Source organism: Acidobacteriota bacterium, assembly GCA_016703965.1.
GTDB lineage: Bacteria > Acidobacteriota > Blastocatellia > Pyrinomonadales > Pyrinomonadaceae > OLB17.
Window position 1 is genome coordinate 929016 of the sequence record JADJBB010000025.1, and the last position, 20206, is coordinate 949221.

General features: G+C 52.7%; 17 protein-coding genes. 5 read left to right on the plus strand and 12 right to left on the minus strand.

The window, feature by feature from the left end; genetic code table 11:
* Positions 1–6: 6 nt before the first annotated feature.
* A complete protein-coding gene (locus IPG22_21780; protein MBK6590906.1) occupies positions 7–1239 on the minus strand; it encodes a type II secretion system F family protein in 1233 nt (410 codons plus the stop codon).
* Between the two features lie 263 nt (positions 1240–1502).
* Between IPG22_21780 and IPG22_21785 the strand changes: the two genes are divergently transcribed.
* Both IPG22_21785 and IPG22_21790 read left to right on the plus strand, forming a co-directional pair.
* Positions 1503–2462, plus strand: coding sequence for a VWA domain-containing protein (locus IPG22_21785; GenBank protein MBK6590907.1), 960 nt, complete (start codon positions 1503–1505; stop codon positions 2460–2462).
* A 15-nt stretch (positions 2463–2477) separates the two neighbouring features.
* On the plus strand, positions 2478–3581 hold the full coding sequence (locus IPG22_21790; GenBank protein MBK6590908.1) for a VWA domain-containing protein: 1104 nt from the start codon (positions 2478–2480) through the stop codon (positions 3579–3581).
* A 154-nt stretch (positions 3582–3735) separates the two neighbouring features.
* On the opposite strand, the gene IPG22_21795 is transcribed toward IPG22_21790, so the two are convergent.
* The 5 genes from IPG22_21795 to IPG22_21815 form a co-directional block, all read right to left on the minus strand.
* Complete coding sequence (locus IPG22_21795) at positions 3736–4284, minus strand: hypothetical protein (protein ID MBK6590909.1); 549 nt, start codon at positions 4282–4284, stop codon at positions 3736–3738.
* Positions 4285–4300: 16 nt separating this feature from the next.
* The gene (locus tag IPG22_21800; GenBank protein ID MBK6590910.1) at positions 4301–4618 is read right to left on the minus strand and encodes a BMC domain-containing protein; all 318 of its coding nucleotides are present in this window, start codon (positions 4616–4618) and stop codon (positions 4301–4303) included.
* A gap of 125 nt (positions 4619–4743) precedes the next feature.
* A complete protein-coding gene (locus tag IPG22_21805; GenBank protein MBK6590911.1) occupies positions 4744–5142 on the minus strand; it encodes a zinc ribbon domain-containing protein in 399 nt (132 codons plus the stop codon).
* A gap of 2 nt (positions 5143–5144) precedes the next feature.
* A complete protein-coding gene (locus IPG22_21810) occupies positions 5145–6854 on the minus strand; it encodes an aldehyde dehydrogenase family protein (GenBank protein ID MBK6590912.1) in 1710 nt (569 codons plus the stop codon).
* 79 nt (positions 6855–6933) lie between these two features.
* Positions 6934–7326 carry a BMC domain-containing protein gene (locus IPG22_21815; GenBank protein ID MBK6590913.1) on the minus strand — a complete coding sequence of 131 codons (393 nt, stop codon included), beginning with the start codon at positions 7324–7326 and terminating at the stop codon, positions 6934–6936.
* A 213-nt stretch (positions 7327–7539) separates the two neighbouring features.
* On the opposite strand from IPG22_21815, the gene IPG22_21820 reads away from it, so the two are divergent.
* Positions 7540–8604 (plus strand): helix-turn-helix domain-containing protein, encoded by a 1065-nt coding sequence (locus IPG22_21820; GenBank protein MBK6590914.1) that lies wholly within the window; start codon positions 7540–7542, stop codon positions 8602–8604.
* Between the two features lie 81 nt (positions 8605–8685).
* Entirely contained in the window at positions 8686–10155 is a 1470-nt protein-coding gene (guaB, locus tag IPG22_21825; GenBank protein ID MBK6590915.1) for an IMP dehydrogenase, read from the plus strand.
* Positions 10156–10469: 314 nt separating this feature from the next.
* Here guaB and IPG22_21830 read toward each other — a convergent pair whose 3' ends face one another.
* The 4 genes from IPG22_21830 to IPG22_21845 all read right to left on the minus strand — a co-directional run bounded on the left by IPG22_21830 (position 10470) and on the right by IPG22_21845 (position 17032).
* Positions 10470–13736 (minus strand): PD40 domain-containing protein, encoded by a 3267-nt coding sequence (locus IPG22_21830; protein MBK6590916.1) that lies wholly within the window; start codon positions 13734–13736, stop codon positions 10470–10472.
* Positions 13737–13835: 99 nt separating this feature from the next.
* Complete coding sequence (locus tag IPG22_21835) at positions 13836–15764, minus strand: ABC-F family ATP-binding cassette domain-containing protein (GenBank protein ID MBK6590917.1); 1929 nt, start codon at positions 15762–15764, stop codon at positions 13836–13838.
* Positions 15765–15861: 97 nt separating this feature from the next.
* Entirely contained in the window at positions 15862–16392 is a 531-nt protein-coding gene (locus tag IPG22_21840) for a hypothetical protein (GenBank protein ID MBK6590918.1), read from the minus strand.
* 22 nt (positions 16393–16414) lie between these two features.
* Positions 16415–17032 carry a SurA N-terminal domain-containing protein gene (locus IPG22_21845; protein MBK6590919.1) on the minus strand — a complete coding sequence of 206 codons (618 nt, stop codon included), beginning with the start codon at positions 17030–17032 and terminating at the stop codon, positions 16415–16417.
* A 134-nt stretch (positions 17033–17166) separates the two neighbouring features.
* On the opposite strand from IPG22_21845, the gene IPG22_21850 reads away from it, so the two are divergent.
* Complete coding sequence (locus tag IPG22_21850; protein ID MBK6590920.1) at positions 17167–17361, plus strand: 50S ribosomal protein L28; 195 nt, start codon at positions 17167–17169, stop codon at positions 17359–17361.
* Between the two features lie 121 nt (positions 17362–17482).
* Here the strand turns inward: IPG22_21850 and IPG22_21855 are convergent, their stop codons facing one another.
* The gene (locus IPG22_21855; GenBank protein ID MBK6590921.1) at positions 17483–17860 is read right to left on the minus strand and encodes a RidA family protein; all 378 of its coding nucleotides are present in this window, start codon (positions 17858–17860) and stop codon (positions 17483–17485) included.
* A gap of 117 nt (positions 17861–17977) precedes the next feature.
* The gene (locus tag IPG22_21860; protein MBK6590922.1) at positions 17978–20185 is read right to left on the minus strand and encodes a bifunctional (p)ppGpp synthetase/guanosine-3',5'-bis(diphosphate) 3'-pyrophosphohydrolase; all 2208 of its coding nucleotides are present in this window, start codon (positions 20183–20185) and stop codon (positions 17978–17980) included.
* Positions 20186–20206 lie beyond the last annotated feature (21 nt).

Here is a 20206-nt window from a genome sequence, read left to right on the forward strand (position 1 = left end):
TAATTTTTATCGCTTGCTTCCCGCAGGCCCCGACGAGATCATCTGAATGATCGGAAGATAAATTGCGAGCAAAATTGTAATAACGATGGCCGCCATGAACATCAAAATTATCGGCTCCAGAAGGGTTGTAAACTGCTCCAGACGCACTTCCGACTCTGCATCATAAAACGCGGCAACCTCGTCAAGCATTTCCCGCAGACTTCCAGATCGTTCACCAATACCGATCATATCCAGAGCCAGATCTGGCACCCATCCGGTTTTTTCCAGGGCTTCGGTAAAGCCTCGGCCTTCGCGTATCATCGCCGAAACGCCCTGACTGCGACGGCGAAGCTCCATATTATTTATCGACTGAGAGGCGATGTCCCAGGATTCGGGGACAGTTATACCACCGGACAATAGCGTCGAAAGCGATCTTGTCAGCTGGGCGGTTGCCATATTCTTGATCAGCTGCCCGCCAACCGGGATCTTCAGCAGAAGTTTGTGCAGGATCAGCCTGCCGCTTGTCGTTCGCAGCCACGCGAATATTCCCAATCCACCGATTATCAAAACCGGCAGCAGCCAAAAAGCATTATTGATGATCGTATTCGAAAACCAAAGAACCGCCAGCGTGACGGACGGAAGCGTTTTATTTGCAGCCAAACTCTTAAAGAGATCTGACATTCGCGGAACAATATACAGCGTCAGAAATCCGACCATGATCGCGGCCGCAAGCAGCAAAAAGGCCGGATACGCGAGAGCACCTCGCAACTTGCGCGACACGGTAACACTTCGTTTTAAGTACGTCACGAACCGGGAAAGAACATCATCCAGAGCACCACTCTTTTCGCCAGCGAGTATCGACGCTGTGTATATTTTAGGGAAAAGACCCTGAGCTTCGAAGGCCTCGGAAAGCGGGACGCCGCTCTTGATCTTCTCCTCAACATCCTCAAGGACGATGCGCAAATTTGCCGAGGCGGAACGGGTTTTTAGAAGGCCAATTGCCTGCAGAACGGGAATACCAGCACGTAAAAGCGCAGAAAACTGCTGATTGAACAGCAGAAAGTCAGCTTGCTTCACCTTCGCCTTCTTGTTTCCGCCGGTCAGCAGCGACGACAGCCCTTCGCCCGATGTCGACACGGCGAAAACACGAAATCCTTCGTTTTCAAGCCGGGTTTTTGCCTCAGCCGCACCCGCGGCTTCGACTATCCTAGTAACTATCTCGCCCGAGGGCGTTCCCAACCGACAAATAAACTCAGTCATAAAGAAAAAAATGCAGGCACACAAATGGCTGTCGATCCGAGATCTATCCCGAATTATATCACGCGATTCAGAGCTAATTGTTGCGCCAAAATAATCATGTTATTTTCCCGACGCAGAAACAACGCCATGTGCGTAATGAACATCGAAGATATATCTTGCGGAAGTTGTGTTCTTTCCATAGAATGGTCTTAACATTGAGGTAAATAATGGCTGTTACTCGATCTATGGCTCTCGGTTTTAATAGAGAACTGAGGAGCTTATTTTTGATTGTTTGTTTTGGGTTGATGTCGGCACCGTTTTTATTTGCTCAGGATCCGACGCCAGTCCCGACAACTGTTCCCACTCCGGCAACAGAACCCGACGACGGGGGACCGATCCGAGTTAAGACAGACCTTGTAACACTCACACTGACCGTAACTGATCCTTATGGCCGTTACGTTTCAGGCCTCACAAAATCTGCGTTTGAGATAACCGACAATAATCAGCTACAGGATATTACGTACTTCAGCGATACCGACGCCCCTATCTCAGTTGGAATTCTGTTTGACGTTTCCGGCTCGATGAGTAGCGAGAAAATTAGAAAAGCCAAGAAGGCACTTGAAAGGTTTATTTCAACAAGCCATCCATCTGACGAGTATTTCCTGATCGCCTTTAACAACCGGGCACAGCTACTGATGGATCGCACACGCGACGGCGAGGGTTTGCTCCGTCAACTTACGCTTGTTCAACCCAAAAACAATACAGCCCTTTACGATGCGGTCTACCTCGGAGTTGAGCGTGTGACACGCGGGACCCATAACAAACGAGCGATCCTGATCATCAGTGACGGCCAGGATAATGCCTCAAGGTATAATTTCGGCGAGGTTCGGCGGTTAATGAAGGAATCAGACGTTGTTACATATTCGGTCGGAATCATGGACCGTGCTGACGCCGCAAGTTCGTACGGAATGCAGGGACAGGCCTTTCTGGACGAGATCAGTTCAGTGACGGGAGGCAAATCATTCTACCCGGCGACCGATATTGAGATGGACGAGATCTTCGAGAGGATAGCCCTGGAACTCCGAAATCAATATTCTATAGGATACACGCCAAAAGATTTCCAGCCCGACGGAAAATGGCGTAAAGTCAAAACTAAGATAAAACCTCCCAGAGGTTTACCGCGTCTAACCGTTCGTGCTCGTGAGGGATATTACGCCACTCCGACATCGAATGTTAAGCCCTAGCCGGATTAGTAGAAAATGAAAAGAACCGCACTGATCGCCGTTTCCGCCGTACTAGTTACGGGTTTCTTTCTTGCTCGATACGATTGCGGCAGTGTCGCAGCCCAAACTAAAACGCCTTCGCCTACGCCAACGCCAGTTTCGGCTCCAAGACTTGGCACTCCAACACCTAGCCCGAAACCGACTGAGACGCCTGAAGAGATCATTAGGGTTGAAACGGAACTGGTAAACCTTAACGTCCGTGTCATCGATCGTAACGGGCGTCCGATCAACAACGTCCAGCAAAAAGACATAAGAATATACGAAGATGGCGTTTTACAGCAGATCGAATTCTTCGACAAGGCTGAAGTGCCAACGAATTACGGCATCGTGGTCGATAATTCAGGATCGATGCGGCAGCAGCTCGATAAGGTGGTAGAAGCCGGGAAGATCCTGGTGAATACAAATCGACCCGCGGACGAATCAATGATCATTCGCTTTGTAGGGCGCGACAAGATCGAGATCGAACAGCCATTTACATCAAACAAGGTCGATCTGATCGACGCTTTGGACAATCTCTATATCGAAGGGGGACAAACGGCGATCATTGACGCGGTTTACCTTGCCGTTGAAAATATTGACGAATACGAAAAGGAAAAGAACGCCATCGAGAAGAAACGGCGGGCCTTGATCCTCGTTTCCGATGGAGAAGACCGCAACAGCTACTACAACGAAAAGCAGCTTTTTGAGCTCTTGAAGGAGTCGGAGGTTCAGATCTTTGTGATCGGATTTGTCGATGATCTCAGCAAGGAAGGCGGCTTTATCAGTAAGAGCCCGCAGGCCAAGGCAAAGGCTTTTCTGGAGCGGATCGCCACCGAAACAGGCGGAAAAGCCTACTTCCCGTCTAGCCCGTCAGTCTTACCCGAGTTAGCAAACGCGATCTCCAATGAGCTTCGCACTCAGTATTCTATCGGCTACATTCCATCGAATGACCGCAAGGATAACAGCTTCCGCAACATCAAGGTTCAGGTCGATGATGGGCCGAATGCCCAGAAACGCATCGCCGTTCATAAAGCCGGCCGCGTCGCTGAAGGAAGCTCACCGCAGGCGAAACCGACCTCGACTCCAGTCAAACCTAAATAAAAAAAGGCTGCCTAAATGGCAGCTTTTTTACTAACGCTTAATTTTTCGATCGCCGCGGTTTGGTCGAATGAAAATGGGGCTTATTGGCACTAAAACCACTCGATTGGTAGAGGTAAATCGGAGATTGGTCAAACGTGTTTCAGGGTCTAAAAACCTACTTTATCCCCGAGCACGATCGGATCATGGATCTGAGCGAATCCACCGCTCTGTCCGCCGACTTCGTTTTGATATCAAATCTCGCACCGTTGATCGTTTCGATCTTGCCGTCCTTCATCTTGCGGATCGAACCCGCCATCACACCGCCCTCTATTGATATCACCGATGTGCCCTTGAGCCAGCCATTAGTGACCGCTATATTCGCACCATCAAGCTTGCTAAGGTCGATTAGATATCTAAATGACGTTAGCCGTCCGGGATCATTGCCGCTAGAGCCTGAACCGAATCCGTAATCACTCGTGGGGAATCCGCCATATCCAAATGCCGGGCCCGCGCTACCGGAAAGCGTGGGTTGAAAGTCGGTCGTTGTGATCTTGATCGAGGCCTCGCAGCCCGAATAATCGACAGCGTAGACGTTACGGGTGTTTTTTAGAAGGTTCTGTTTGAGATCTTTTTTCACCCGGGCAGTCTCTTGAGAATCGGCCTGAGCAAAAAGTGAAAGTGAGAAAAGGGAGACGAAAGCAAGTAATAGAGCAATGCGTTTCATGGTTCCTCCTGAAAAGCTACTCGGGAACTGAGCCGGAGATCTTTTTCCGCGTTGTTTCTCCTGTTCTCAACACTGGAATTCCTTCGTCGATCTCGTCATGCGGCCGGGGAATGACGTGGGTCGCGGTGACGGTTCCGATGCGGCGGGCGGCGGCGGCTCCGGCGTCGACGGCGGCCTTAACGGCGCCGACTTCGCCGCGGACGATCGCAGTGACCAGTCCGGCGTCAATTCTTTCGTAGCCAACGAGGCTTACATTGGCCGCTTTGACCATTGCATCCGCGGCTTCGATCATTGCGACCAAGCCAAAACATTCGACCATTCCTAGAGCTTGCATAAACTACCTCGATTCTACCGCAGTTTTCGCTTTCGTGCCAGCCAAAATATCACCACGCCAAATAATGCCAATCCAACAAATATAGCCAGAAAAAAGATGCTCATTGCGGTGACCATAGAGTTTCTCTACCTCCAGAACAGCGCAATAAAGACAACTATTCCGGCTATCACGGCGACCAGGAGAGCGACTATCAACAGCAATCCGCCCGACGAATCCTCGCTCGGCTCCCAAGTGTACTGCGTAGATCTGCGCTGGCTTACGCGGGCCCGTTTGCGTTCCGCAGCGGCCTTTGCGAGTTTTTTGTCTTCATCTTCGTCGAGCCTAAGTTTTTCTGCAAGGTCGTCGAGAGCCGCTTTTGTTTTTTCATCTACCGCGGCTTCCTCGATCCCGGGGATCGCGATCGGTTCAGCTCCGCCTTCGAGTTGAACCAAGGGCGAGCCGCAGTTATAGCAGAAAGCGGTGCCCTCGCGGACGTCCGCTTGGCACTTCTCACAAACTGCTTTGGCTGTTCCAGTTTTCGGCATAATCAGATCCGGGCAAAGACCTCTTTCTCCTCGCCGAGGTCACGTGCCGACGGCGTCAGGATCGTTTTCTTGGAAATGTAGATCTTCTCGCCCTTATTCAAAGCCTGACGGACGTCGTCTTCGCTTACAAAATCAACCGTCGCGATCGGGACCGGCTTCTGCACGGCATTTTCAGGCGTTATTTCATGAACGACAGTCTTGATCGCAGCAGGTTCAACCTTTGCCGGCTCATTTTCGTTCTCTGCGGCAGGCATCGACGCGATCTTCTGACTCAAAAAGCTATCAACCAGTGCTGCAATGGCTTCCCGCTTCGGCATCGGCCGTCTTGGCTCTCCGATCGGCTGGCTGATGACCGCTGACTGCTTACCGACCGGTTTTGTTTCAAAAGCCACTCGCTTAATATCCATGAGGTGGATCGGCGAGATATTATCCGAGGTCACATTGCCGCCCCACGAACCGCAGCCGAGCGTCATCGACGGCGACAGATCGGTCGAAAAACCGATCGCTCCATGGGTCGTCGGCGAATTAACGATCGTGCGGCCTGCCGGCATCTTCTGGCCGTAATTGATCGCGGCTTCGCGGTCCTGAGTATGGATCCCGGCCGTATGGCCCATTCCGCCAAACTGGAGTATCTCGTTACACTTAGCGGCTCCCTGCTCGACACCGTCGACCACGAAGAAGGCCAGCGTCGGCGACAATTTCTCGACCGACCATGGAAAATCACGTCCGACCCCGCCGCAATCAGCGATCAGGCATCGCGTGCCTTCAGGGATCGAGATACCCGCGAGGTTTGCGATAAATGCAGCACTTTTACCGACGATCGCCGCGTTCAAGGTCCGCTGTGGCGTGAGTAGTATCTTGCCAACCGCATCAGCCTCGGACGAATTCAAAAAATGTCCGCCCTGTCGCTTGAACTGCTCGCGAACTGCTGTCTCGAGCGGTGCATCGACCAAAACCGACTGCTCCGAAGCGCAGATCGTACCGTTATCGAAACATGTACTCAGCAGAATATCGCTGACCGCTTTTTCAACATTGGCCGAACGCTCAATGAAAACCGGTACATTGCCCGGCCCCACGCCAAATGCCGGTTTGCCGGACGAATAGGCTGCACGCACGAGCCCAGTTCCGCCGGTGGCAAGGATCACGGCCGTTTTTTTGTGCTTCATCAAGGTCTCGGTTCCCTCGATGGTGGAGTTAGAAAGGCAGATGATCGCATCGCCCGGCAATCCGAGCTTTATCGCGGCGTCGCGCATGATCCGCGCAGTTTCAGTGATACATCCGACTGCCGACGGATGCGGCGAAAGGACGATCGTATTTCTCGATTTGATCGAGATGATAATCTTGTAAATAGCTGTGGAGGTTGGATTTGTGGACGGAATGATCGCCGCGACGACGCCCCGCGGGCTGGCGATCTCGACGATGCTTTTTGTCTCGCGCACGACACCGACGGTTCTCAGGTCGCGGAAATAGTTCCAGACGTCCTGTGCCGCAAAGCGATTCTTTTCCCGCTTATCCTCCGCTTTGCCGAAGCCGGTTTCCTCATTCGCCAGCTTCCCGAGCCTTTCCGCATTGGCAAGAGCTGCCTGCGACATTGCATCGCAGATCGCGTCGATCGACGCCTGATCAAGTTTACTGACAGACGAGAATGCAAACGACGCGGCCTCTACCGCGTCGCGTGCTTCCTGCTGAGCTATCAGGTCTTTGTCGGTCATCGTTTAATGAGCCGTTGGCGAGCCGTGAGCGGTTGCAGTGCCTCCGAACGCTTTTCTGTCTACCGCGGCTGCCTACTGCCTACTTACTTTTCGTCCTGCTTCCCTGCGATCCGGTCTCCGCCACATTGGCTTCACCTGCTCCGAGCTGTCTTCCGCCGCCCTGGAGAGCCTTCTCATCAGGACTGAGGCCGACCGCTCCCCCTTTAGGCAGCACGCGTTCCACTTCACTGTGAGGACGCGGAATAACGTGAACGCTGATCAACTCACCAACCCGGCGGGCAGCTGCAGCCCCGGAATCGGTCGCCGCTTTAACGGCTCCGACATCACCGCGGACAAAGATCGTAACGTAGCCCGCCCCGATGTATTCTTTTCCGATAAGTGTAACGTTTGCGGCCTTTACCATCGCATCGGCGGCCTCGACCGCACCGATAAAGCCCTTTGTTTCGACCATGCCTAAAGCCTCTAAGCTCATTGTTTATTCCTCACTATTTGGATTGCTCTACCGATATTATAATATCTTGCCGACTATACCAAAATGCCCCGGCCGCGGATCGCTCCCGACCATATTAAACGGCACTTAAATCTTATTGATTCAATTGACATTACAGCGACAGGAACGCTATATTTCAAGTCAAAGTTGTTGTTATTTTTTAGATCGCCGGGCCCTGGTCGAAAAACACATTAAATGTCCTTATCCTTAGGGGAAAAACTTCGGGAAGCCCGTGAAGAGCGGGGGTTTACCATTGCTGATGTTGCTGAACAGACGCGGATCTCGTCTCTCTACCTCGAATCGATCGAGAATGATGACTACCGCATCCTTCCCGGCGGTATCTTCAACAAGGGCTTTGTAAAATCTTACGCCAAATTCGTCGGCATCAATGAGGCCGAGGCTCTCCAGGATTATTCAGCTCTGCTCGCGCAAACCTCGAGTGCGGAGGATGAAGGCGACCTCAAGGTTTACAGGCCCGAAGTTTTGACCGATGACCGCTCCACATCCTCGATGGTGCCGACGGTGATACTTGCCGCGGTGATCCTGGGGATAATGACAGCCGGGATCCTTTTTCTGGTAAGCTACCTCCGTCAGCCGGCTGATGTCCCGGCCGCGAACACGACGGCACAATCCAATAACAGCAATTCTGCCGAACCGACACCGGAAACGACGCCCGCTTCGACAGGAGTTCCAGAGATGGCCACGGTAAAGGTCGAATTTAAGGCACTAAGCGAACCGGTTGCCCTTACTTCGACGAATGATGGAAAGGTTGCAAGCAGTGTGGTCACGCCCGGAACTTCCACCACATTCGAACCAAAAGAAGCACTCAAGCTAAGTTATTCAAAGTCTCTCGCGAACGTCGTACAGCTTTCGATAAACGGGAAGGCGATAACACTTCCCGCCCAGCCGCTGGTGCCAAAGCGAAATGCGATCGAATTTGAGATCAACAAGTCGAATCTTGCTCAGATCTGGTCGAGCGGTGCGATATCGACAGAAGTTCCACCGGCTGCACCAGTTGCAGTTGATACGACGACCGTTCCGGCGAATACTGCGGCGAATACGGCAAACACGGCGTTGCCGGTTTTAGCCCCAACACCAGTGACGGCTCCGGCATCGACGCCTGCACGGCCAACCCAGACACCGAAACCAACGGCTGCGGCAAATACCGCAGCAACCACGGCACCAAAACCCACACCGGACAAGAAGCCGGCTGCAACGCCAGCCGCTCAGCCGAAACCGCCGGCCGCGAACAAGCCCTAGCGAAAGATGCGGGCTATTGAAAATTAAAGATATGTGCGTGTCCGCAATCGATTTGCGGGCATTTTTATTTAGAATAGAGTTATGAACATCACAGAGATACAAGAGGGCCTGACATTTGACGACGTATTGCTCGTCCCGGCCTACTCCGAAGTTTTACCCGCTGAGGTCGATACGCGAACCAAATTCTCGCGAAACATCAGCCTGAACATACCGCTTTGCTCGTCAGCGATGGACACCGTGACCGAAGCTTCGCTTGCGATCGCCCTCGCTCAGCAGGGCGGGATCGGCGTCATTCACAAGAACTTCTCGATCGAGCAGCAAGCCGAAGAGGTCGATAAGGTCAAACGCAGCGAATCGGGAATGATCGTCGACCCCGTCACGATCGGACATAGAAAGCTCGTCTCCGACGCACTCGTAATAATGGAACGCTTCAAGATCAGCGGCGTTCCTGTAGTCGATGATCAGGGCCTGCTTGTCGGCATCATCACGAACCGCGACCTGCGATTCGAAACGCGATTCGACATTCCCGTGTCCGAAATAATGACGCCCCAGCCGCTCGTTACAGTTCCGGTCGGCACGACGCTCGACGAGGCGAAGGTAAAGCTTCAGAAGCACAGGATCGAAAAGCTTCTGGTCGTGGATGAGAACGGACATTTGAAAGGCCTGATCACGGTCAAGGATATTCAAAAGGCGATCAACTTCCCTCTCGCCGCCAAGGACGAACTCGGCCGTTTGCGCTGTGCGGCGGCGATCGGTGCGACCGGCGATTTTCTCGAACGTGCGGCGGCGTTGGTGAACGCCCGCGTCGATGCGATCGTTGTAGATACGGCTCACGGGCACAGTTCGCGAGTGATCAATGCGGTAAAGAAAGTTAAGACAAACTTCCCCTCGATCGAGCTCATCGCCGGCAATGTCGCGACGGCCGAAGCCACAAGAATGCTGATAGACGCCGGAGTTGACGCGGTAAAGATCGGCATCGGGCCGGGCTCCATCTGTACTACTCGAGTAGTCACAGGAGCCGGTGTGCCGCAGATCACCGCGATCAGCGAATGCGTCAACGCCGCCAAAGGCACCGGCGTTCCGATCATCGCTGACGGAGGCGTTAAGTTCTCAGGCGACGTTGCGAAAGCGATCGCTTCCGGTGCAGATTCCGTCATGATCGGCTCGCTTTTTGCGGGAACCGAGGAAGCTCCCGGCGAGGTTATCCTGTTCCAGGGCCGTAATTTTAAGACTTATCGAGGTATGGGATCGATCGGGGCGATGAAAAAAGGCTCGAGCGACCGCTACGCTCAGGAAGGTACCGTTTCAGACGCAAAATATGTTCCCGAAGGCATCGAAGGCCGCGTGGCATACAAAGGAACTGTCGCCGAAATGGTCACCCAACTTGTCGGCGGCCTGCGGTCGGGCATGGGCTACACCGGCTGCAAAGACATTGCCGAACTCCAGACCAACGCAACGTTCGTTCGTATAACGTCGGCAGGCCTGAGAGAATCGCACGTCCACGACGTAATCATTACGAAGGAAGCTCCAAATTACAGGATCGAATCCTAGTCACCTTAAACTTTAGGAAATAGAACGCCCATTTAGGGGATCGGGCGGATCAACACGGAGATGACCTCAAATCGGTGTAGATCAGTCCGATCCGCGTTCTATTCCAGCGAAAAAAAAAGCTGTTCGAAATAAATTCGAACAGCCAAGTTAAAGGAGTTATCCAAAGTACCTTAATGTTCAAAAGCCGGCGGCCGCATGGCTTTTTCGGATGGTTGTGATCGTCTAAAACACACCTATCTTTTCGGCTTTTGAACAGTAAGGTGAATCGAGTTTAAGAGAACAAGCCTTCTGCGTATGTGCGGAAGCACACATTCCTAAGGTTTCCCAAGCATTCTTCCCTTGTGATAGTCAGGATACGCCGGCCGCTTGTATTCCTTCGGCGGATTCTTCTTGATCTCAGCCAAAAGCCACTCCACCGCACGTTCGAGCTGCGGATCGCGTCCGGCACGCCAGGCTGCGGGGTCGTATTCGACCTCGATGTCAGGAGCGACGCCATTATTCTCAACTTCCCATTCTCCGTTCAGCCCGTACACCGCTCCATTCGGAGCCGTTACCGAACCGCCGTCCATTAGCGTCGGAATTCTCGCCGAGGCGATCAGTCCGCCCCAGGTGCGTTTGCCGATCAACGCTCCCGTTTTCGCCTTTTTAAAGAACCACGGCATCGCATCGCCGCCTGAACCGGCCAATTCATTGATCAGCATAGCCTTCGGCCCGTAAATGCTGCCGGCCGGCACATTCCAATCCTTGCCCTCACGAAATGCAAGCTTGGCGAATTGTTGACGGTTCAGGTATTCGACTACGTAGTCCGCAAGCAGGCCGCCGCTGTTGAACCGTTCGTCGATCACCGCTCCATGTTTATTGGTTTGGGCAAAAAAGTAGCGGTTAAAGCTAGTGTATCCGCCGCCGCCGGTATTTGGAATATAAACGTACCCAAGTTTGCCGTCGCTGAGCTTTTCGACGGCCCGGCGATTGTCCTCGATCCATGCAAGGTTTCTCAGGCCGCCTTCATTTGCCGTCGGAATAATTGTCACCTCTCGCGAACCGCTGCCGTCGGCATTCGGCCCGACCTTTATCAATACTTGCTTGCCGGCGGTGCTCTCAAACCTCTGGTAAATATTATCCGTCGCCTTCAGTTCCCTGCCGCCTACCGCAAGCAGATATTCACCAGCCTTTACATTGACGCCGGGAGCCGTCAGCGGAGCCCGAAGCTGCGGATTCCAGTTTTCGCCGTTGTAGACCCGGGCAAAACGATAGCGGCCATTCTCGATCTTGTAATCAGCTCCGAGCAGTCCGCCCGGAACTGTAGCCGCCCGTGGCCGGTCGCCGCCGTTGATGAACATGTGCCCGACCGAGATCTGATTCAGCATTTCGCGGAAGAGATAATTCAGATCGTCGCGATGCTGAACGGCCGCGAGATAAGGCTCATAAAGCTTCTTAGCCTTCTCGATGTCAAGGCCGTGCGTGTTCGGATCGTAGAGAAAATCGCGCTCACCACGCCAGATCTCGTTGAACATCTGCCGCCATTCGGCACGCGGATCGATGAAAACCTCCATGTCAGAGGTTTTTACGATTCCTTCGCCAGGGCGTGCCGGGACGGTTGTCGAAACGAGATTCCATGACGGCCCCTGGCTGTAAAGCATCTTGTCGCCATTGTCGGAGACGACAAAACTGCCAACCCCGGTTTTAACCTCGTCGAGCTTGCGCTTTTCGATGTCGTATTTGTGGATCGTCAGCCCGGTGGCATTCGATGCCTGCGGTATCTCGGAAATGTAGAGCGTTCCAGCCTTGCCCGCATAAAGATTGTTGAAATTTCGGGTCGGGATCGCCGGGATCGCGATCACCCGTTGATCGATACCGTCGGGATCAATGCGTGTTGCTTCAGGCTCTTTCTTCGCCGGCGGAGCAGCCGGAGCATCAGGCTTTTTCTCAGGTGCGATCTTTTCTTCATCACTCTCAGGAGCGAGCGGCGACGGCGTATCGTTTCTCAATACGATCGCGTAAACGCTACGCGACGTCTGCCGGTCAACCCCTGTGAGATCGGCAAAACTGATCGTCTGGGCCAAGTTTGTACTTGCCGTGAAGAAAATGTACTTGCCGCTTTTGTCAAAGACAATATACCGGGCGTCACCGAGCCCGTCTGTCACCTGGCTCGCCTGGCTTTTTTCGAGTGAATACAAATATACGGCTCGCAGACGATTATCGAGCTGCTTCACGTAGGTGATCCACTTGCTGTCGGGCGACCAGGATGGTGCAAGAACATCATCGAGTGTACCGTATGGATTGGTATCGACCTTCGTGTTCGTGCCTTTTTCGACATCGATGAACCAGAGGTTCATGTGATTATCGTTGTAAGCGAGCTTTTTGCTGTCGGGCGACCAAACAGGGTTCGAGTAGAATCCCGGAGCACTGCCAAGCGTCCATTTCTTAACCTCGCCCATTCCCGTCTGATCGCGAAGGTGAAGCATATATTCGCCTGACTCGTCCGAAAAATATGCTATCCATTTGCCATCGGGCGACCACGCGGGATCGCGTTCCATGACGTTGGGCGTGTTTGTCAGGTTGCGAGCATCGCCTTTATCTGCCGGGGCAGAAATGATCTCGCCGCGTGCCTCAAAAACTGCTCGAACGCCCGTTGGCGAAACCGCGGCATTTGAAATGCGGCTGCCGACCTTTTCGTAGCGTGTTCGCACGCCGGGAAAATCACCCGTCACACGAATATCAATCTTCTTAGGAGTTTTTGAACCGCCCTCGAGTGTAAAGATCGTTCCGAACTGCTCATAAACGATCGCACCCGCACCGGCCGAGGCGTATTTGATGTCAAGCCCCTTGTTATCGATGATCTGCTCTACTTTTTTTGTTTTCGTATCGAACGAGAATAACGAGACTATCCCGCCGACACGGTCTGAGAGAAAATAGACCTTGTCGCCGACCCACATCGGGCATTTGTCGTTAGAATTGACGCGAGGCACTTTTTCTATGCTGGAATCTGCGAGTTTCGCGATCCAGATCGGCTGCGTCTGGCCGCCCTTGTAATATTTCCAGTCGCTTTGCCACTGTGTAAGCGGTTCATAGGCGACGGACTGGCCATCGGGCGAGAGCCAGCCGCGATTAGCCATTGGAAGCGGAACTTCGCTCGGCAAGCCGCCGCCGTCAACGCCGATCGTGAACAGACGCGTATAGTTCGAACTGCTGTTGCGGCTTGACGCAAACATCACGCTCTTGCCATCAGGCGTCCACCCGGAAACGACATCCTCCGAAGGATGATAGGTGAGCCGCTTCGGCACGCCGCCGGCGGAGGGAATTACGTAAACATCTGTGTTGCCGTCATATTCGCCCGTGAATGCGATCTGTGTGCCGTCAGGTGAATAGTAGGGATCTATCTCGAGGCCGATGCCGGTCGTCAGACGCCGCGCATCGCCGCCGCTTCGCGGCACAGACCACAGATCACCGGCATAGGAAAAGGTTATCTCAGTTCGGCTGATCGCCGGGTCGCGAAAAAGGGTCGCTTGAGCAAAAGCTGAGATCGTTGAAATCGCGATCGCAGCGAACACAAAAATAGAACCACGAAATTGCTTGTGCATTTGTTAGTCTTCTCTCTTTAGATTACGAACTCTAGATGATACGTAATATATAGATTGAACGTTCCAAGTGCAATTCAAACGTCTATTAAAGCCGTTTGGTTAATCAAGTTCGCCTGCGGCTCGCTCCCATTCCTCGTAGAGTGCCTTGATCTTTGTTTCGGTCTCAGTTAGCTTTTTGGTCTTCTCCGCGAGCTTTCCATAATCGGCCGAGATCTCAGGCGCAGCCATTTCCTCGGTCAATTTTGCTGCGGCTGCTTCGAGGCCCGGAATCTCGCCTTCGATCTGCGAGATGCGTTTTTCGAGCTGATTGATCTGATTCTTCGAGAGATTGCTAATTCTAGCGGTTGTCTCTGCTTTTGCCTGTGACGCTTCTGCAAGGGGCGAAGCGGCACGCGATGGAACCGGGACATCGCCTAGCTTTTTGCGATGGGCGTCGCGTTCCACCTTCCAGTCGTGATATTCGGTATAGTTTCCATCAAAATTCGCAACAGTGCCGTCGTTCTCAAAAGCCAGTATCTGATTCACGATCTTATCGAGGAAAAACCTATCGTGGCTGACGACGATGATCGTGCCGTCATATTCCTCAAGTGCATTCTCGAGTGATTCACGAGACGGGATATCGAGATGGTTTGTTGGCTCGTCGAGGATCAGGACGTTCTTTTGGGAATAAATAAGTTTCGCGAGCGCAAGCCTTCCCTTTTCGCCTCCTGAGAGTGCCGAAACTGGCTTGAAAACATCCTCGCCCATGAACAGGAATTTTGCGAGAAATCCGCGAAGCGTTCCATTATCCGCCATCGGAGCAACGCGGCGAAGTTCCTGCACGACCTCGTTTCGCGGTTCCAGGCCTTCCAGGTTCTGCGAATAATAGCCGATATTTGTTTTCGTACCCCAGTGGATCTTACCGTCCAGTTCGCGGATATTACCAAGCAGCGTTTTTATTAAAGTCGATTTCCCGGTTCCGTTGCCGCCGATAATGCCAAGAGCATCGCCGCGATGGATCGAGAAATTCAACTTCTTCGCAAGTACATTTGTATCGTAGCCGATCGTCAGATCCTCTGCCGTGAGTACGTTATTCCCGGTCCGCTCGACCTGCTTCAGACCGAAATTGCCGCCCGATTTCTCGCTGGTCACGGCCTCGATCCGTTCCATCTTGGCGAGCAGGGTGCGGCGTGATTTAGCCTGCTTAGTTTTCTGGCCTTCAAGATTGCGGCGGATGAATTCCTGCGTTTTGTTGATCAGTGCCTGTTGATTCTCGTACTCGCGAAGCTGCTGTTCACGGCGCAGCTCGCGATCTTCGAGGTATTTTGAGTAGTTGCCTTTGTAGGTGATCGCCTGGCCGCGGTCCATTTCAACGATACGGTTCGTAATTCGGTCAAGGAAGTATCGGTCATGGCTGATGACCACGTACGCCTTATCGATCTCTTTCAGGAAGTTCTCTAGCCATTCTACTGCTTCAACATCGAGGTGATTTGTGGGCTCGTCCAGCAACAGAACGTCCGCCGAAGAGAGCAGGAGACGAACCATTCCCAGCCGGTTCTTCTGTCCGCCGGAGAGCGATCTTACATCCTCGAACCATTTGTCCGTAGGAAATCCCATACCGAGCAAAACAGCCTCGGCTTTTGCCGCGTACGAAAATCCGTCCGCGTGTTCAAATGCGGTTTGAAGATCAGCATAGCGGTCCAGGACAGCCTCCGAATGGTCGGTTTCCATCTGCTTTTCGAGCAGACGCATCTCGGCCTCCATGTCGTGAATTTCCTTGAACGCCGAAAGCGCTGCAGTGTGAACTGTCTCTGCCTCGCCGAAATCGACGTGCTGGTCGAGCAGCCCCAGCTTGAGGCCGTTCATCTTGATCACATCGCCTTCATCGGCAGCTTCCTGGCCCGTGATGATTCGGAAAACCGTAGTCTTGCCGGCACCATTTCTACCGACGAGGCCGACTTTTTCGTTCGGGTTGACCTGAAACGAGACGCCCTTGAGTATCTCGGTTCCGCCGTATGATTTTGTTACGTCTGAAAGTCTGAAAAGCATAAAAATAGTAGCCGGTTGTCAGTGGTCAGTGGTCAGTGGGAGGCCTCGTGACGACTAACGTTGACAACCGACTACTCCTGTCGATCATCTGCCAAGGCTATTTAGCCTTGTTGGTGTTTGCAGCAGCCGGTGCATTCGCCGCCGGTTTCGCCGCGTTAGCGTTTGCCGCAGGTTTCGCATTGGCGTTCGATGCAGCGTTCGCGTTCGCAGCGTTTGCATTCGTACTCGCCGTAGCTGTATTGGCATTCGCGTTAGCCGGAGCCGAAGATCCGGCCGGACGTGCTCCGCTCAGTTCATTCGGATTGTCAACGACCTTCTTGGCGAGGTTATTTACGATCTTCGCCTCATTCATAGCCATTGCCTGGTACGACGCTGCGAGAAGCTGTTTGCGGGAATCGACCAGATTCTGCTGGATCTGCGGGCGAACGTCAGGACTTTCGAGCGTCAAGGTTTCGTCTTTCTCGATACGTTCCTGAAGCTTGAAGATATAAGCCTTGCCGTTGAGCGGGATCGCATTCGTGATCTTGCCAACTGCAAACGAAGAATTCATGAAAGCCGAAGCGATCTGCTCGCCGAAGTTTTGCTTGAGGCTCTCTTCGCTGATATAGCCGAGGTCACCGCCCTGCATTTTGCTGCCGTCCTCGCTGTATTCACGAGCCCCCCTGGCCGCTGTCCGAAGGATCGATAACGATCGCCGCGAGACGAACGCCACGCTTCTTGACGAACATTTCAGGATTGCTGTTAAAGAAATCGGTGATCTCTTTGTCCTTCGGCGTCTCGATACGAGCCGTGACCTTGTCGATCAGCTTCTGAATAGCGAGTCCCTTCTTAATATTCTCGCGGAAAGATTTCTCATCAAGGCCCGCCTGCGTGAGCTGCTTGTCAAATTCCTCGACCGAAAGTCCGCTTGCCGTTTTACGCTTGTTGACCTCGCCCGTGATCTCTTCGTCACTCGGGACCATATTCTCCTTCTCGGCCTTCTGGAACATTACTTCCTGCTCGACCAGCGTTTGAAGGACCTGAAGGCGGGCACCTGCGAGTTCAAGCTGCGAGAGTTTGCTCTCCTGGCCCTGAGCCTGCTGCTTGACGCCGCGGTCAACTTCCTGCATGCTGATCGCCTTGCCATTGACCGTTGCGGCTACTTCTGCAGGATCGCCGCCGCCGACTGTTGTATTATTGCCCGTCGGTCCGCCACCGCAGGCCGTGAAAAACGCGGCAAGAACTGCAATACCCGCGAGGTTAAGGATCCCTTTTCTGTTAATTTGCACGATTGCTTTTACTCCTTTCAACTTATCCATCTGTTTAACGTTACTTGACTAAGCCGTGTGGCTTTTGTTATATATCTTGTTTCGAGTTTTTACTTGAAACTCTTATACCTCGTAAATATCGAGAGGCAATTATTATGGCAAAACGCTGCGACGTATGCGGGAAAGGCCCGCAGTTTGGAAATAACGTATCACACGCTAACAACAAGACCAGAAGGCGATTCAATCCGAATCTTCAACCGGTGCGTGTTCAACTTCCCGCCGGCGGAAACGGACGTATGAAAGTCTGTACCCGCTGCATTAAGTCCGGAAAAGTTATCAAAGCTGCTTAATTAGTCTCTATTTGAGATACAGCTAACTGTTTTGGTTGCCAAACGCTTGAATGATCAGGCGTTTGGTTTTTTGTTTGTTCAGAGTTCTGAGCCCACACCCCGGAACGCAAAAGCATAGGCTCTAAACAACGGCGATACAATCGATCTCGACTTTAGCATCACGCGGCAGTCTAGCTGCCTGCACGGTCGCTCGCGCCGGTTTGTTGTCGCTGAAGTACTTACCGTAAACCTGATTCACAAGAGCAAAATCATCCATGCTCGCCAGAAAGATCGTTGCTTTCACGACATTTTCGAATCCAACACCAGCTGCGGTCAAAACTTCACCAAGGTTCTTTAAGACCTGCTCAGTTTGCTCAGAAACGTCATCTGAGACGAATTCACCCGTCGCAGGGTCGATGGGTATCTGTCCAGAGCAGTAAACCATCCCACCGGCCTTAACGGCCTGAGAATAAGGGCCGATCGCCCCCGGAGCCTTGTCTGTCGAAACGAACTCTTTCATACGTAAACTCGCTTTCTGATTACTCAAGCAAAACGCGAATTTTAGCAAATTTTCTGTGGAATTGAAAGTTGAGGAAGGCTATTGTCGGAACCGCCTGTGTAAGCCCGCGGTGCGGGCTCAAGCATTTACGCGTTCTACAGCGATGACGCCGGGAACTTGTTCAATGGCACTGACGACTTTATCGAGGTGTTTCTTATCGAATACTTCGACGGTTACCTCGATGATCCCTAGATCATCTTTAGTCACATTGGCGCGAGCATCACGGATCCCGGTTTTGATGTTGGCGATAGCATTGGTAATACCCGCGATCATTCCCGTGCGATTCTCGGTGGTAGCAAGAAGTTGGACCGACTGTTTCTGCTTCTCGTCGCTTTTCGCCCATTCAACATCAACAATGCGGTCCTTGTTAAGCATTAGCTGCGAAACATTCTTACAGCGTTTGTTGTGAACGACGATGCCTTTCTCGAGCGAAATATAGCCAATGATCGCTTCGCCCCGCAGCGGATTGCAGCATTTGGCTCGATTGATAAGCAGGTTATCAACGCCCTTGACGATGATCGCGTCCTCGCCAAGGCCAATGAACTTGCGGACAGCCTTCATGCCCGTTTTGAGCCGTGTGTCCTTTTTATTCTCGGGATCGAGCTCGCTGAATTTCTCTGGCCCGAGATGCTTTGCCATTACATTACGCGGCAAAGTCTTGCCATAACCGATCGAGGCAAGCAGATCATCAGGGCGGCCCAGCCCGTATTCATTGGCAATGCGGCGCATTTCAGTATCATTGGAAATAAACTTCTTCGGCGATATCTGGAATTTTTCAGCCTCCTGCTGGAGCAGCCTGCGCCCGATCTCAATAGATTCCGCCCGCTGCGAAGTCGTGATGTGATGGCGGATCCGATTGCGGGCTTTGGACGTGACAGCATAGTTAAGCCAGTCACTCGACGGATGAGAACTCGCGGTCGTTAGGATCTCGACCACATCGCCGTTCTGCAGTTCGCTGCGAAGCGGAACGATCCGGCCGTTTATCTTAGCCCCCGTACACGTATCGCCAACCTGAGAGTGTATGGCGTACGCAAAATCAATGAGCGTTGACCCGCGCGGCAATTGAATTACCTTGCCCATCGGAGTGAACGCGTAAACGTCTTTCGGGTAGAGATCAAGTTTTAGCGTCTCAATGAAATCTTCAGAGTCGCCGTGTTCCTCAGACGTCTCAACCAACGGCAGCAGCAGTTTCTCGACGGTCTTGCGAAGTTCATCGAGAGCGTCATCCTCTTCTTGCTTCCCGAGGCTGTTTTCTTTGTATTTCCAGTGGGCAGCGACGCCTTCCTCGGCGATCTGATGCATCTCCTGCGTACGGATCTGGACCTCGAAGGGCTGCCCTCCATCCCCGATCACGGACGTATGGAGCGACTGGTAGAGGTTATCTCGCGGTATGGCGATCCAATCCTTGAACCTCTCTGGAACAGGCGTCCAGGTGTCATGTATGACGCTCAGCGTCAGATAACAGTATTTGCGGTCGTTTTCGGTAATAATTCGCGCGGCGATCAGGTCGTAGACCTGCTCGATCGTGATCTTTTGCTTCTTGAGCTTTTTCCAAAGCGAATAAAGGCGTTTTACGCGGCCTTCGATCGCGACAAAGGGCACCTCGTTCTCAGTCAACTTCTCGACAATGGTCGCTTTTATCTTCTCGAGGATACCTTCGAGTTCCGGGCGGCGGGCATCAACCTCTTTGGCAAGTCGTTTGTATTCCTCAGGGTGGAGATTCTGAAAAGCGAGGTCTTCGAGCTCACTTCGCATCTTACCCATACCGAGTCGATGTGCGATGGGGGCATAGATGTCAAGGGTTTCTTGAGAAATTCGGGCTCGTTTCTCAGGCTTGAGAAACTGCATTGTTCGCATGTTGTGCAGCCGATCAGCGAGTTTGATGAGAACAACGCGAACGTCAGTGATCATCGCGAGAACCATCTTGCGAACATTCTCAGCCTGCTGCTTTTCTTTGGAAAGATCGCTGATATTTGCGATCTTTGTTAGCCCGTCCACCAGAAGGGCGATCTCATCGCCAAAATACGACTTGATCGTTTCGAGATCGACAAGCGTGTCTTCCACGACGTCGTGCAGTAAGCCGGTCGAAACACTGACCTCATCGAGGCGCATCTCCGCGAGTAACGCCGCAACCTCAATTGGATGGACGAGATACGGCTCCCCCGAGGCGCGCGTTTGACCGCGATGATGCAGGGCCGAGAAAAGGTACGCCCGGCGGATCAGGTCAATATCTGCTCCGCGACGGTTTTCCTGAACCCTTTCAATTACGTCCTCGATCCGGATCATATGTATAAAGGATAATAGATA